The organism is Variovorax sp. OK605, from assembly GCF_900115445.1.
GTDB lineage: Bacteria > Pseudomonadota > Gammaproteobacteria > Burkholderiales > Burkholderiaceae_C > Variovorax.
In genome coordinates this window covers 125,691-139,895 of sequence record NZ_FOWL01000011.1, presented here as the reverse complement: position 1 = coordinate 139,895, position 14,205 = coordinate 125,691, and the positions used below count along the sequence as shown (strand labels likewise).

Annotated in this window: 16 protein-coding genes; 8 read left to right on the top strand and 8 right to left on the bottom strand. The window is 70.1% G+C overall.

What is annotated here, in order from left to right; translation table 11 throughout:
• Nucleotides 1-38: 38 nt before the first annotated feature.
• The 6 genes from sctE to BM013_RS26930 all read right to left on the bottom strand — a co-directional run bounded on the left by sctE (nt 39) and on the right by BM013_RS26930 (nt 4,319).
• Nucleotides 39-1,277, bottom strand: coding sequence for a type III secretion system translocon subunit SseC family protein (gene sctE / locus BM013_RS26955; RefSeq protein WP_093130774.1), 1,239 nt, complete (start codon nt 1,275-1,277; stop codon nt 39-41).
• A gap of 14 nt (nt 1,278-1,291) precedes the next feature.
• Entirely contained in the window at nt 1,292-2,074 is a 783-nt protein-coding gene (sctB, locus tag BM013_RS26950) for a type III secretion system translocon subunit SctB (protein ID WP_093130772.1), read from the bottom strand.
• Nucleotides 2,075-2,159: 85 nt separating this feature from the next.
• Nucleotides 2,160-2,648 (bottom strand): SycD/LcrH family type III secretion system chaperone, encoded by a 489-nt coding sequence (locus BM013_RS26945; protein ID WP_093130770.1) that lies wholly within the window; start codon nt 2,646-2,648, stop codon nt 2,160-2,162.
• A 17-nt stretch (nt 2,649-2,665) separates the two neighbouring features.
• Entirely contained in the window at nt 2,666-3,277 is a 612-nt protein-coding gene (locus BM013_RS26940; protein ID WP_093130768.1) for a hypothetical protein, read from the bottom strand.
• A 52-nt stretch (nt 3,278-3,329) separates the two neighbouring features.
• On the bottom strand, nt 3,330-3,950 hold the full coding sequence (locus tag BM013_RS26935; RefSeq protein WP_093130766.1) for a hypothetical protein: 621 nt from the start codon (nt 3,948-3,950) through the stop codon (nt 3,330-3,332).
• Nucleotides 3,951-4,022: 72 nt separating this feature from the next.
• The gene (locus tag BM013_RS26930) at nt 4,023-4,319 is read right to left on the bottom strand and encodes a hypothetical protein (protein WP_093130764.1); all 297 of its coding nucleotides are present in this window, start codon (nt 4,317-4,319) and stop codon (nt 4,023-4,025) included.
• Between the two features lie 257 nt (nt 4,320-4,576).
• On the opposite strand from BM013_RS26930, the gene sctW reads away from it, so the two are divergent.
• The 8 genes from sctW (at nt 4,577) to BM013_RS26890 (ending at nt 11,367) form a co-directional block, all read left to right on the top strand.
• A complete protein-coding gene (sctW, locus tag BM013_RS26925) occupies nt 4,577-5,707 on the top strand; it encodes a type III secretion system gatekeeper subunit SctW (RefSeq protein WP_093130762.1) in 1,131 nt (376 codons plus the stop codon).
• A gap of 5 nt (nt 5,708-5,712) precedes the next feature.
• Complete coding sequence (locus BM013_RS26920; protein WP_143098352.1) at nt 5,713-6,096, top strand: type III secretion system chaperone family protein; 384 nt, start codon at nt 5,713-5,715, stop codon at nt 6,094-6,096.
• A gap of 174 nt (nt 6,097-6,270) precedes the next feature.
• Nucleotides 6,271-6,699, top strand: a complete 429-nt coding sequence (locus BM013_RS26915) for a type III secretion apparatus assembly protein SctX (RefSeq protein WP_093130758.1) — start codon at nt 6,271-6,273, stop codon at nt 6,697-6,699.
• A 7-nt stretch (nt 6,700-6,706) separates the two neighbouring features.
• Entirely contained in the window at nt 6,707-7,108 is a 402-nt protein-coding gene (locus BM013_RS26910; RefSeq protein ID WP_256221708.1) for a type III secretion apparatus assembly chaperone SctY, read from the top strand.
• Nucleotides 7,105-9,210: a type III secretion system export apparatus subunit SctV gene (gene sctV, locus BM013_RS26905; RefSeq protein ID WP_093130754.1), complete on the top strand. Its 2,106-nt coding sequence runs from the start codon at nt 7,105-7,107 to the stop codon at nt 9,208-9,210. The genes BM013_RS26910 and sctV overlap by 4 nt, the downstream gene beginning before the upstream one ends.
• The gene (locus BM013_RS26900; RefSeq protein WP_093130752.1) at nt 9,207-10,628 is read left to right on the top strand and encodes a hypothetical protein; all 1,422 of its coding nucleotides are present in this window, start codon (nt 9,207-9,209) and stop codon (nt 10,626-10,628) included. Before sctV ends, BM013_RS26900 begins: the two co-directional genes overlap by 4 nt.
• 86 nt (nt 10,629-10,714) lie before the next feature.
• Complete coding sequence (locus tag BM013_RS26895; RefSeq protein ID WP_093130750.1) at nt 10,715-11,023, top strand: hypothetical protein; 309 nt, start codon at nt 10,715-10,717, stop codon at nt 11,021-11,023.
• 95 nt (nt 11,024-11,118) lie between these two features.
• Nucleotides 11,119-11,367, top strand: coding sequence for an EscF/YscF/HrpA family type III secretion system needle major subunit (locus BM013_RS26890; protein WP_093130748.1), 249 nt, complete (start codon nt 11,119-11,121; stop codon nt 11,365-11,367).
• Between the two features lie 96 nt (nt 11,368-11,463).
• On the opposite strand, the gene BM013_RS26885 is transcribed toward BM013_RS26890, so the two are convergent.
• Together BM013_RS26885 and BM013_RS26880 are read right to left on the bottom strand one after the other, a co-directional pair.
• Entirely contained in the window at nt 11,464-13,617 is a 2,154-nt protein-coding gene (locus tag BM013_RS26885) for a hypothetical protein (protein ID WP_093130746.1), read from the bottom strand.
• Nucleotides 13,618-13,631: 14 nt separating this feature from the next.
• Nucleotides 13,632-14,081: a type III secretion system chaperone gene (locus BM013_RS26880; protein ID WP_093130744.1), complete on the bottom strand. Its 450-nt coding sequence runs from the start codon at nt 14,079-14,081 to the stop codon at nt 13,632-13,634.
• Between the last annotated feature and the right edge of the window lie 124 nt (nt 14,082-14,205).

Below are 14,205 nucleotides of genomic sequence, written 5' to 3'. Positions count from 1 at the left end.
GGGTTCCTGTGTACGTGTCGGGCGTGTCGAGCGGGAGCTCAGACGGCCTGGCGCTTGCCGATGTTGGCGGTGATCTGCGACATGCTCTCGGCGGCGCCGTTGATCATCTGGCTCACGGCCTGGAGGCTGTCCTCGATCTGCTGGATGACCTTCTTGAGCTCTTCGCGGCCTTCTTCCATGGTCTTCTGCAGCTTGACCATGGCGGCCTCGAGTTCCTTCTTCTCGGCCAGCTTGCCTTCGGCGTCGCGCTGCGTGTGCGCCTTGGCGATGGCGATGCCGCCGGTGGCCGCGGTGGTGGCACCGGTGACCACGGCCGAGCTCGCGGCGATCATGGCGCTGGCCATCTTCACCGACGAGGACACGGCCGACGAGCCGCCCGAGGCCACGGCCATGCCGATGCCCACGGTCAGCGCCGCGGCCATGCCCACGGCCATGCCCACGTACTGCGTGGTCTGCTCGTCGGCGCCGGCCAGCTGGCAGATGCCGGTGGCCATGGTGCCCAGCAGTTGCGGCTCCACCAGCAGCATGGCGGGGCACATCATGGCCATGGCGCCGGCCATGACGCGGCCGATCTGCTGCGCCTTGTCTTCCGGCACGCCGCAGGCCTCGAGGAACTTGCTGGTCATGGTCATCAGCAGGTTGCCGATGCTGATCTCGGGCCCGCCGCACTCCTTGGATATCTGGTCGGCCAGCGAAATGGTCGCGCCGATCAGGCCGATGGTCGCCAGCGCCAGCAGCGGGGCGGCCGCGCCGCCCGAGGCCACGGTGGCCACCGCCGCCACGGCCACGGCCGCGATGGCCGCGATGACCGCGACGATCTTGCCGATCCAGCCGAAGATCTTGCCCAGCAGGCCCTGCTTGTCGGCCTCGCGGGACTTCTGCACCCACTCGTCGATCTTCTTGAGCTGGTTCTCGGTGTTCTTGCCGGCCTTGATCTGCGCCGTCTCCACGCTCGACTTGGCGGCGGCGAGCTGCTGGTCCTGCGACTTCGAGCGCAGGTTGCGCAGCAGCTCGATCATGTCGTCGGGGCCGAGCTGGCCGGCCGGCCCGTCGATGGCCGGCGCGCCGCGCGCGTCGGTCACTTCGTCGCCCTTGCCCGACTTGCCCTGCGCACCGCCGGAGATCTGCGTGAGCAGCTCCTGCATCTGCGCGAGCTGCTTCGCGTCGGTCGGGCTGGCCACCATGCCGGGAACCTGGCCGGCCGCGGTGCCCGCAGGGGGCCCCGGCGGCTGCAGGTTGGGCATGCTGGGCATGCCTGGCTTGATCGTGTTGTCCATGTCGTGGCTCCCGCTCAGATGTTGCGGGCGATGCCGCGGGTGGTTTCCACGCGCGACTGCTCGATGGAACCCAGCTTCTCGCGCACGTCGCGGATCACGTCCATCATCTGCTGCATCATGTCGTTGGCCTGCTGCGACGCGCTTTCGTGGACCTTCGCGGTGGCCTCGAGCTCGGCCTTCTTCGCGTCGTGGCCGGCGGCCTTCAGCTCCATGCTGGCGTTGGCGATGCTGCCGATGCCGCTCATCGCCTGGCCCAGGCCCGTGCCCGTGCCGGTGAGGGCGCCGGCCTCGACCTGGCCCTTGCCGAACGACGAGCCGGCAAGGCCGGCCTGCACGAGGCCGCCCGCGATCTGCATGCTGCCCGCGACCACGGCGCCGACGAAGCGGTCCTGCGCGGCGTTGCGGATCTCCTGCGCCGCGCTGTTGAGCGACTGCACCTGCGCCGTGAGTTCCGAGTTGCGCACTTCACGGACGCTGTTGCGCTGCTCCTGCGCCATCTTCTGGAACAGGGCCATCACCGCGTAGATGTCGCCGGCCACGTCGGTCGCGCCGAGGCCGTCGAGCGTGCGGACGGTGTCGCTGACGTTGCCCATCTCGTTCTTGCCGGAGCCCGGCAGGTCGAGGGAAATGCGCTTGTGGGCATCGTCGCCGCCGCGGTTGATGAACTGCAGCGCGTCAGGGCCCTGGCCCTTGGCGGCGGCCGGCGCTCCAGGGGCTCCCGGACCGCCGACGGCGTTGCCCGCCGGCGGCGCGATGTAGCCGGCGCCGCCGGGAGGAGGGGTGTTGATCGAAGTCATGGAGTCGTGTCCTTGAAAGGGATCCGTCGGATGTCTCGGGGTGTCTGGGGTGGGCGCGTGTCGGCGGGTCTGCGGGTGCGCCGGCTCAGGCCGCGAAGCCCATCGGTGCCAGCAGTGCCTCGGCGCGCGCCTTCACCACCGGGTGGGCGTCGGCGGCCAGCGCGATGGCCAGCTGCAGCGATTCCGCGGCTTCGGGCAGGCGGCCCATCGCGATCAGGCATTCGGCGCTGTGCAGCGGCGGGCGCGGGTCGTCCAGCGCGGCCAGCGTGGCGGTGGCGTAGTGCTGCAGCGCGTCGGTGTAGCGGCCCAGCATCTGGGCGGCGCCGCCCAGTGCGAGCAGATAGCGCGGTTCCAGGTGGTTGTAGACGATCAGCAGCGAGAACACCTTGAAGGCGTCCGAGTAGCGGCCCTGGGCGTAGTGGCCGTGGCCGAGCTGGTAGAGCGCCTCGCATTCCTGCGGCGTCACGCCCTGGGCGGCGCCCAGCGTGCCGCCCGAGCGCAGCAGGGCGCCGAAGCCGCCGTCGGCGGCGTCCATCTCGGTGAAGTCGGTGGGTTGTTGCGCGGTCGTGGTCATGACGGTGTCGCAGCGCCTCAGCGCATGTTCCCGATGATCGAAGAGCGGCTTTCCTGCATCTTCTTCACGAAATTGGTCATCACGTCGAAGGCTTCGTTGCGCTTGTTCGTGAGGCTCTGCAGGCGCAGCATGTCCATCTGCTGGCTGTTGCCCAGCGAGTCGATCTGGCCCTTCACCTTGGCGATGGCCGCGTCGATCTGGGCCTTGGTGGTGCTGCCCTTCATCACGTTGGAGCCGCTGGGCAGCGTGCCCGCGGTGCCGTCGCGGTAGTTCTGCGCGCTGGTCTGGCCGGCCGAGGAGCCGAAGCCCAGGTCGGCCAGGCCGGCCTGCTGGATGGCGTCGTTGATCGGGATCTCGATCTGGTGGACCTTGTCGTCGTTCCAGTCCTTGATGGTCGCGTCGGGCTTGGCGTCGCCGGGGAAGGCGGCCTGGGCCGCGTTCAGCGACGACAGCACGTTGTTCAGCTTGGAGATCTGGTCGTTGCGGTTCTGCACGCCCTGGATCTGCGAGTTCAGCTGGGCGTCCAGCAGCTGCGTGCGTTGCTGCTGGACCATCATCAGGGCCGTTTCGAGGTCCATCGACTGGATGTTGACGCTCGAGACGCCGCCGATACCGTTCACGGAAGACATGCTTTGTTCCTTCTTTCTTATGGTCTGGGTTCGCGTGGCCGGGCGATGCGCTTCAGCGCATGTTCCCGATGATCGAAGAGCGGCTTTCCTGCATCTTCTTCACGAAATTGGTCATCACGTCGAAGGCTTCGTTGCGCTTGTTCGTGAGGCTCTGCAGGCGCAGCATGTCCATCTGCTGGCTGTTGCCCAGCGAGTCGATCTGGCCCTTCACCTTGGCGATGGCCGCGTCGACCTGCGACTTGGTGGTCATGCCGCGGATGCCGCCGTCGATGCGCACTTCGCTGCCGTTGGCGTTCTTGGTGTTGGTGAGCGCGCCGTCGGCCGCGCTGGTCAGGCCGAGGTTGATGCCGGCGTTGATCATGGCCGTGTTCATCGAGCGCTCGGTCGGGTAGGCGCCGTTGACCGACTCGTCCTTCCAGCCCTTCGTGTCGCCCAGCTTGGCGTCGGGCTTGGCGTCGCCGGCGAACATCGCGTTGGCCGCATTCAGCCCGGCCAGCACGTCGTTGAGCTTGCTGATCTGGCCGTTGCGGTTCTGGACTTCCTGGATCTGGGAGTTCAGCTGGGCGTCCAGCAGCTGGGTGCGCTGCTGCTGGACCATCATCAGGGCCGTTTCCAGGTCCATCGACTGGATGTTGACGTTCGAGACGCCTTGGATGTTGCCGATGCTGCTCATGGTGTGTGCGTGTCTGAAGGGGACGGAGGGGGCTGTACGGGCTGAATGGGGGAGGCGAGGGCGGCGGCGGCCTCAGACCATCGGACGCGGGCGGCGCGGCGCGGTGCCGGTGGGGGCGGCGTTGAACGAGGCGCGGGCCTGTTCTTCACGGGTTTCCTGCTCGACGGCGTCCATGTCGGCCTTGAAGGCGGCGTTGGCTTCCTCGTGGTGGCGGGCCGTCATCTGGCCTTCCAGCACGGTGCGGACCTTCTCGGGGTTCAGGCCCTGGTCGCGAAAGAACTGTTCGCTGCTGGCGACGGACTGCTGGGCCTGGTCGATCAGCGCCTGGGCCTTGGCGATGATCTCGGAGGGGTTGTTCGATGCGGCCATGGGTCGTTTCTCCTGGGTTTGAAGGGCTTGACGGGTGTCAGGGGGTGCTGCGGGGCGGACGGTGCTCGTCCAGACAGGGGGTAAGTAACCCGTGCCGCGCGGCGGTTCCAAACGCCGGCAAACTTTTTTGCTCCTCTCTTGCTGGAACCATCGGCGGGCGCCGGTTACACACCCGGGGCACGCACGCATGCGGGTGTGCACGCTTTCGGTGCCTCCCGCCGTCCTGCTGCCCCCGGTTGCCCCCTTGCATGGGTCCTATGTCCAGAATCGACCTTCCCCCCTCATCCACGCCCTCGTTCGACACCGGCATGCGCCAGGCCGGCCCCGGCGCAGGCGACGCCGCGCTCGCCGGGCGCCTCGGCGGCCAGCAGGTCGCGGTCGACGACGGTCCCGACATGCTGGCCGACGCGGCCGAGGAAATCAGCCTGCACCACTCGGAAAAGGCCGAGAGCAAGCACACCGCCGAGCGCAAGAAGGAGCTCTACCAGGCCCTGCCGCTCATGGCGCCGGAGGCCATCGAGGCCTACATGGACGCCGCCCAGTCGGGCGACGACACCGAAAAGCTCGCCGCGCTGGCCAAGCGCATGCTGTCGGGCTCGGGCGATCCGGCGGCGCTGGCGCGCCAGGCCTTCGGCCAGCCGACCCAGCAGTACCTGGGCCTGCAGTACGCGCTGCAGCAGGGCGAGCGAGAAGGCGCCTCGGGCGACACGCTCGACGCCATCCGCGAGGCGCTGGCCGACCTCGAGATGGACCACGGCCCCGGCATCCGGGCCGACCTGAACACCATCGGCACCGCCGCCGAGGGGGCGATGAACGCCGCCGACGTGGCCGGTTTCCAGGCCACCTACCGCGACGTGGTGCTCGGCGACGCCACCCTGTCGGGCACGCTGAAGCTGGCGCTGGAGCGTTTCGGCGACGGCGATTTCGCCGCCGGCCTGGACCGCCTCACGCGCGCCCTGGGCCAGGACCTGGCCGCCGCGCGCCCGTCCACCGACGCGAACCGGCTGCAGGGGCTGGTGCGCGACCTGTACCACCTGGGCGTGGCCGCCACCGTGCTGGACGGCTGCGGCGAGCTGCTCGCCACGCTGGCCGGGCGCCACGGCGGCGACGTTCCCGCCTCGGCCGCCGGCAAGCCCGCGGCCGTCGCGCTGATGCAGGACCTGGTGGGCGTGAGCGGCGAGAAATGGGTGGCGGCCAGCCGTTTTTCGGCCATGGCCGAAAAGCACGGCGCCGCGGCGCCGAACGTGGCGATCGGCTTTCTCACCGGCGTGAAGGTGCTGCTGCGCGACATGCCGGTGCAGGTGTTCGCCGACGGCGAGCAGCGCCAGGGTGTTTTTCAGGCGGCGCAGGAAGCGCTGGATACGGCCATCGACCGCGAGGAATATTGATCAGCATGCAGACACTTCAAGAAGCATTGGCCGATTTCGGACACGACATGGGCATGAACGGCCGGCTGTCGCCGGGCGAGGGCGGCGGCACGCAGCTGCGCTTCGAGTCCGGCGCGGTGCTGGGTGTCGCGCCCCAGGGCGAGCACGTGGTGGTGCACCTGTGGGAGCCGGTGCGCCACGACGCCGCGCGCCTGCTGCTGCGCGCCATGAAGCTCGCGGGCAGCGCCGAAAGCGCCGAGGCAGCGGTGCAGCCCGGCCTGCGCAGCACCGCCGACGGCGACTGGCTGGTGCTGGGCACCCGCTTTCCGCTGGCCGAGTGCAGCGCCCGCCGGCTGCACGCCGCCGCCGCGCGCCTGCGCGAGGCTTTCGAGCGCGTGGGATCGGCCTGATGACCGCAAGCCCGTGGCCGGCGGATGGAACTTCCGCCGCGGCGCCGTTACTGACGCAGGCACGGCGCTGCCGCGACCCGGCTGCGGCGGCTTGTGCCGCGGCCGCCGGAACGCAGGCACCGGCCGCATCGGGTCTTTGCGTCTTTCCCGTCTTTCCATCAACCCGGAGCTCGCATGTCTGACATGAAACTGGGCGGACTCGCCTTCGATCGCGGCATCGACCGGGTCACCTACGCCCGCCAGGACGCGGGCACCGCCTTGCCCGAGCGCGGCGAGGCCGCCCCGCCCGACGTGGGCAGCCGCCCGCAGCTGGACGCGCTGCTGTCGCGCCCCTCGCTGGACGACGGGCTGGAGGAAGCCATTCGCCCGCAGCTGGAAAACCGCGACCTGCTGGCGCCCGCGCGCTTTCGCCAGGCGCTGGACGGCGCGCTGGCGCAGCTGCGCGAGACCGCCGAGCGCATGCAGCCCGCGGCCGAAGCCGCCGGCAACGACACCGGCACCGAGCAGCTGCGCGTGGTGAACCGCGCCGCCCGGCTGCTGAACGAGGAATGCGGCCTGCGCGACCTGCTCCAGATGTACCGCAGCGTGCTGTACCAGGGCTAGGGCAGGAATGAGCGACACCCCCGCGATGGCCGACACCCGCGTTCCGGCCGAACTGGAGCTGATGGACCTGCTCGGCTACATCTACCTGCAGCACGGGCGGCCCGACAAGGCCGCCGTGCTGCTGGCCGCGCGCGACGTGCTCGCGCCCGACGACACGCGCACGCTGCTGAGCCTGGCGCTGGCGCAGGTGCGCTCGGCCAAGCCGGCACGCGCCATCGACACGCTGGACCGCCTCGCGCTGCTGGGCGCGATGGACGCGCCCTTCCACCTGGTGCGGGCGCAGGCCCTGCACGCCCTCGGGCGCAGCGACGAGGCCGCGGGTGCGATGCGCGCCTATGTCTCGATGCGCGCCACGCCCCACACCGCCACTGCCGCCAACGCTGCCGCTGGCCCCGCCGCCCGTTCATGACCACCCTTGTTTCCAGCCGCCTGCAGCGCATCGTCCAGATCGCCACCAGCCGCAACGACCTGATCCTGGCCTTCTTCCTGGTGGCGGTCATCTTCATGATGATCCTGCCGCTGCCGACCTGGCTGGTCGACACGCTGATCGGCATCAACATGACGATCTCGGCCATCCTGCTGATGGTGGCCATGTACCTGCCGTCGCCGCTGGCGTTCTCGTCGTTCCCCTCGGTGCTGCTGGTGACCACGCTGTTTCGCCTGGGCATCTCGATCGCCACCACGCGGCTGATCCTGCTGCAGGGCGACGCGGGCCACATCATCCTGACCTTCGGCAACTTCGTGGTCGGCGGCAACCTGGTGGTGGGCCTGGTGGTGTTCCTGATCCTGACCATCGTGCAGTTCGTGGTGATCACCAAGGGCGCCGAGCGCGTGGCCGAAGTGGCGGCGCGTTTCTCGCTGGACGCCATGCCGGGCAAGCAGATGTCTATCGACGGCGACATGCGCGCCGGCACCATCGACATGGACGAGGCCAAGCGCCGCCGCAACATCGTCGAGAAGGAAAGCCAGCTCTACGGCGCCATGGACGGCGCCATGAAGTTCGTCAAGGGCGACGCCATCGCGGGCCTGATCATCGTGGCCGTGAACCTGCTGGGCGGCATCGTCATCGGCACCATGCAGCGCGGCATGACCGCGGCCGACGCGGCCAAGACGTACTCGGTGCTGACCATCGGCGACGGCCTGATCGCGCAGATTCCGGCGCTGTTCATCGCCATCTGCGCCGGCATGATCGTCACGCGCGTGCAGACCGGCGACGAGCCCTCCAACGTGGGCAAGGACATCGGCGCGCAGGTGCTGGGCCAGCCGCGCGCGCTGCTCATCGCCGCCGCCGTGGCGCTCGGGCTGGGGCTGATCCCGGGCATGCCGCTCACGGTGTTCGGCGTGCTGGCCGCGGTGATCGGCACCATCGGCTTCGTGCTGATGCGCGGCACGCGCCGCGTGGTCGACGAGAAGACCGGCGAGGTGACCGAGGTGCCCGCGCTGCAGCCGGCCGGCGAGAAGCGCGCCAAGCCCAAGACCGACGGCAGCGAGGAGTTCGCGCCCACCGTGCCGCTGCTGATGGACGTGGCCTCGGCGCTGCAGACCAGCTTCGACGCCGAGGTGCTCAACGAGGAGCTGCTGAAGATCCGCCGCGCGCTGTACTTCGACCTGGGCGTGCCGTTCCCCGGCATCCAGCTGCGCTTCAACGACGCGCTGCCGGTGGAGAGCTACAACATCCTGCTGTCCGAGGTGCCGGTGTCGCAGGGGCGCCTGCGCCCCGGCTACCTGCTGGTGCGCGAGACGACGCAGAACCTCGACGCGCTGCAGGTGCCGCACGAGGCCGACCGCAAGTTCCTGCCGCACATTCCCACCATCTGGGTGGCGGGCGCGCAGCGCGAGACGCTCACGCGCGCGGGCATTCCGTTCATGGACCCGAGCCAGGTGCTCACGTACCACCTGGCCTTCGTGCTCAAGAAGTACTCGGCCGACTTCATCGGCATCCAGGAGACGCGCTTCCTGCTGGGCGCCATGGAAGGGCGCTTCCCCGACCTGGTGAAGGAGTCGACGCGGGTGCTGCCGATCCAGAAGATCGCGGAAATCCTGCAGCGGCTGGTGTCCGAAGACATCTCGGTGCGCAACCTGCGCGCCATTCTCGAGTCGCTGATCGAATGGGGCCAGAAGGAGAAGGACTCGGTGCTGCTGACCGAGTACGTGCGCTCCACGCTCAAGCGGCACATCAGCTACAAGTATTCGAGCGGGCAGAACGTGCTGCCCGCCTACCTGCTGGCGCCCAACATCGAGGACACCGTGCGCGGCGCGGTGCGCCAGACCTCCGCGGGCAGCTACCTCTCGCTGGACCCCGCGGTCAGCAAGAAGCTGGTGGACAACATCAAGCGCGCGGTGGGCGACCTGTCGGCCAGCACGCAGCGCCCGGTGCTGCTGACCTCCATGGACATCCGGCGCTACATGCGCAAGATGATCGAGCAGGACCTGTATGAGCTGCCGGTGCTCAGCTACCAGGAGCTGACGCAGGAAATCAACATCCAGCCCCTGGCGAGAATCGACCTGTGAGCGCGCGGGACAACTTCGACCTCGATCCGCTGGAGCTGCGCGTGCTCAGCGGGTGCCATGCGGGCGCGCACGTGGAAGTGGCCGACGGCATGACCGTGGGCCGCGACGAGTCGGCCGACATCGTGCTGAGCGACCTCGATCCGGCGCTGGGCACGGCGCTGCTGTCGCTGGCGTCCGACGGGCGCTGGTCGCTGGGCGGCGACGCCCAGGGCGTGCCGGCGCGCGCCGGCGCGGTGCGGCGCATCGGCGGGTTGTCGCTGAGCGTCAGCGCAGCGCGCGCGGCCTGGCCGGTGGTGGCTGCGGACGAAGACGAGGTGGCGTCGGTGGTACCCGTGGCACCGATGGCGCCGACGTCAGAAACGCGGCCCGTGGCGGTTGCGGCCTCGGCCGCCCCCGCGCTTGCCCCGGTCGCCGTGAATCCCCCGCGCGCCGAAGGCCGCTTCCAGAAGCTGGCGCGCTCGCCGCTGGGCATTGCCGCCGCCGTGCTGGCCGTGGCGCTGGTGGGCCTCGCGGTGTCGCTCGGCAGCGCCTCGCGGCCCGCGCCCGCGGCCTCCTTGCCGGCATCGGCCGAACCCCGCACCGCCGCCGCGCAACAGCAACTCATCAAGGACGTGAACCTCGCGGTCGCGCGCGTCGACCCGGCGCTGCGCCTGCAGGTCACGCCGATGCCCGACGGCCGCGTGAGCGTCGCGGGCTGGGTCGGCTCCAGTGCCGAATGGGACCGCATCGCCGACGCGCTCGGCGGCCTGCGCCCCATGCCCGTGATGCGGGTGCGCGAGATCGGTGACCTGCGCGACGAACTGCGCAGCCGCCTCGGCCCGCAGATGCGCCCGCTCGAATTCGAGGGCGCCGGCAGCGGCGCGCTGCGCGTGAAGGGGCTGGCCCTGAGCCCCGCCGACCGCGAGCGCCTGCTGGCGGACCTGCGCGCGATGATGCCCGCCGGCGTGGAACTGCTCGACGGCCTGGAGCTGGCCGACCGCCAGGCCCCGGCCTTTGCCGGCATGCTGCGCGCGGCCGGTTTTTCCGACGCCAATGCGATGTGGGACGGCGACCAGATGGTGGCCAGCCTGCGGCTGTCCACCGCCGACCGCGGCCGCCTGGAGCAGGTGCTCGGGCAGTTCGGCAAGCGTTTTCCGGGGCTGATGTTCACTGTCGACGCACAACCCGCGCCCATTGCCGGCGCACCGCCCGTGTGGGCGCAGGCCGTGCGCGGCGCGCCGGGCGACGCCGTGCCGATGTCGCGCGCGGGCCTGCCGTTCCAGGTGCGCAGCGTGGCCGGCGGCGCCACGCCGGTGGTGCAGCTGGACGACGGCACGCGCCTGCTCGTCGGCGGCAGCATCGGCAACTGGCGGCTGGCCGCGGTCGAGCCCGACTACCTGGTGTTCGACGGCCCGCGCCGCGTCGCCGTGCTGCGCTGAGGCCCGGTCGGCCTCCTCGATCTGCTTGCCCTCGCCACCGAATTCCACTTTCGCATCGTCACCCTGAACCGGAGCCCCGCTTCCTCATGCCAGACACCCTTCCTACCATCGGCCGCATTCCCTTGCCGTCCGCGCGCACCGAGGCGGCCGCCGAGCCGCTGAGCGACCTGCAGGCCGGCTTGCAGGGGCCCGACGGGCTGCGGGTGCGCACCGAGGCGACCGACCGGCTGATCGTGCTGGAGCGCAGCCTGCGCCAGGCGATGGCGGCGGGCAGCACGCCCGACGAATTCAGCTCGCTGGTGGCGGCCACCGACGCCTGCGTGGCCGCGCGCGAGGTGCTGGAGCGCTACGCGCTGGAAGCCGCGCTGTCGGCGCCGGCGCCGTTGCAGCGCTGAGCCGGCCGGCATATTCTTCGACCGGCCGCATTTTTTCGATCAGTCCACCGCTTTCATTCTTTTTTCTTCCTCAACCATCCTTTGCGAGGTTTTCCATGGCCATCTCTTCCGTCGGCAACAGCGTCACTTTCCAGTCGATCAACAACAGCGTGGCCAACGTCACGCAGCGCGCCGAAGCCAACCTGCAGACGCGCATTGCCGCGATGGGCGACAACCCCACCACGTCCGACCTGCTGGGCCTGCAGCAGGAAGTGCAGCAATGGAACATGTTCACGCAGATCCAGAGCACGCTGGTCAAGGAAGTGGCCGACGCGATGAAGGGCGTGATCCAGAAGGCGGCCTGAGCTCCAGGCCTCCAGACGCAAAAAAGGGCTGCCCGCGGGCAGCCCTTCTTGTTGGTGGAGGCTGCACGCCTGCAGCCACCGAAGCGCCCGCAGCGTTCAGGTCGCGTCGGCGCGCGCGCTGAACTGCAGCGGCGTGTGCAAGGTCACCGCATGGTCGGGTGCCGCGCCCACGCGCAGCGTGAAGCTGTGGTTCGCATGGCTGGTGGCGGGGTCGACCGGCATCGTTTCGCCTTGCAGGCTCGACATCATGCTGAAGCCGGTCTGCTGGTGCGAGATCGTCAGGTGCACGCTGCCGTCGTGCTGCGGCTGCACGTCGTAGCGGGTCTGCACCTGGCCGTCCGCCGGCATGCCCGAAGGATTGCCGTCGCCCATGCCCAGCTTCTGCTGCGCCTGCATCTGCGCCAGCGGCGCGAGCGAGCGCTGGTAGGCCACGTTGGTGAGCGCCGTGAGCTGCGCCTGGCCGCCGGGCATCACGGCCAGCAGCGCCTGCAGGCCCTGTTCCTTCGACGCGGGATCGCCGGTCACGGCCAGCGGCTGTCCGCCGATGGCGTAGGTGGCGCGGTTGAAGTCCTTCATGAAGCCTTCGGGCACCTGCGCCTGCGCGGCCAGGCCGGTGGCGTGGGCGCCGGGTGCGCGCTCGGAACCGGTCGGCGGCGCCAGCACGCCGTCGCTGAACTCGCGGGCGGCCGCGCCCATGAGCGTGTGCATGGCGGCGGGGCGGTTGCTCTGCGGGGCGAGCGAGATGTGCACTTCCGCGCCGCGCCGCTCGACGCCGTGGCGGTCCGACTGCACGCCCAGCTCGTCGCGCGCGTCCTGCAGCTGCCGGCGCATGTCGGCCACCTCGTGCTGCAGCGCGACGTTGCCGTGCTGGACGGCCGCCGCGCCGATGCGGTCGATGGCCGCCTGCACGTAGGGCAGGCCGAACTTGTGCACCGAGCGAGCAAGCTCCTTGGCCGAGGCGTTGATGGCGCCGCTTTTCACGGCGCTGTCGATCAGCTTCGCGAAGGGCTTGGCCACCGGCTCCTTGAGCACGCCCTTGTAGACGTGCTCCTGGCGCTTGACCGCGCCGCCTTCGCCGCTGCCGGACTTCAGGCGTTCGGCCAGGCTGCCGAAGAAGTTGGTGGCATGGCCGATGTTGCGGTCGAGCGCGGAAAAAAAGCGCGCCACGGCCTGGCCCGTGCCCTGGTGCGGCTCGGTGCGGAAGTAGGGCGGGCAGCCCACCGACTCGAACTTGACGAACAGCTCCTGGTCGCCGTTGCCGGCCGCGAGCTTGTCGAACAGCATCGTGCCGCCCTGGCCGGGCAGCATGTTGCGGTAGTCCTCGATGCCGCGCTGGGCGGGTTTGCCGCTGTTGAACAGGCCGCAGATCTGGTGCGTGTCCTGGTGGCCGACGCGCTCTCCGAAGTGGGTGGACATGCGCGAGTCGGCGGTGGGCGCGGCCGCCAGGAATTTGTAGGTCGCGTTGCCAGGGTCCTTCATCACGAAGGAGCCCGAGGTCGTCATGTCGCTGGTGCCGGTGAGCTGGGCGCCGTCGGCGCGGTTGGCGTCCTGCTGCGCGGCCGCGGCCATCATGTACCAGCCGAGCGCGCGCGTGGTGTGCACGCTGCTGTCGACCTGCAGCTGGGCGCCGTTGACGTCGACCGTCAGCGGCGAGCCCGAGGCGTGCTGCGCCGCCGGCTGCGCGCTGAGCGCGCCGGCCAGCCGTTCGCCGGTGGCGACCAGGCCGCGCAGCTCGGTCTCGGTGATCGGCGTGCCCTGCTTCTCGGCGTGGGCCAGCACGCGCGACATCACGGCCTCGTTGGCGGCCAGGCCGCCGGGCACGGGCTGGCGCAGCTGGCTCAGCGTCTGGTGGTGGGCCACTTCGAACTTCTTGTCCGAGCGCGGCTCCAGCAGCTTCTCGTTGATGAGCCGCGGAATCTGCAGCACGGCGCGCGTGGCCAGCACCGCGCCGCCCACGGCCAGGCCCACGGCCAGCGCCACCGGCGCCAGCACGATGCCGGCGAGCACCTTGGCGGTGGTCTTGAAGAAGCTCTTGGCGCGCTCGGCGTGCACGTTGGCGTCGGCGCGAGCCTGGCCGTTGCCCACGCTGATCTGCCGCCCGGCCAGGCCGCCGGCACCGCCCTGGGCCTGCCCGTGGGGCACGCGCGGGCCCTGGGCTTGCGGCTGTACGCCGCCGAGGCCGCCGAGGCCGGCCTGGGGCTGGATCGCGCCGAGGCCGACGCCGCTGAACGCTGGATTGATGGTGTTCATGACAGCTCCCCGGTTCAGGCGCGCATGTGGAAGGCCATGCCGGCGGGCGGCAGCGCGTCGCTGCCGTCGGGCGTGCCGTTGACGAAGGAGCGCCAGAAGGTGGCGGTGTCGGCAAAGCCGTCGAGCAGCGCGGCCAGTGTGCCGCCGTCGATGGTGCCGATGGCGATGCGCCCGCACAGCGTCACGGCGCCGCTGTCGCGCTGCACGCCCAGCGTGCAGCCGCCGGTGCCGACCCAGAAGTTGTTGGCTTCGAGCAGGGTGCGCGAGATGCGCGCGAACTGCGCCGCGTCGGGCGTGCCCAGCACGGTGAAGAAGACCAGGTCGCTGTCGGCCGTTTCACCGTCGGGCTGCAGGCCGATGGTGTGCTCGTCGACGACGATTTCCTGGGTCGAGAGCAAATCGGCGGGGTCGAGCCCGACATTGGCGGCAAACGCTGTCAACAAGGCTTCGTACGAGGGATTCATGCTGCGCTCCGGGCGGATAGAGAAAGGTGATCGCCCATGAGTAACGACGCCGCGCGGCGGGTTCCCTGTGTTGCATTAAAACTTTTGGATTGCGATTTGACTTGTGCGGCAGGCAGAGTTGCAC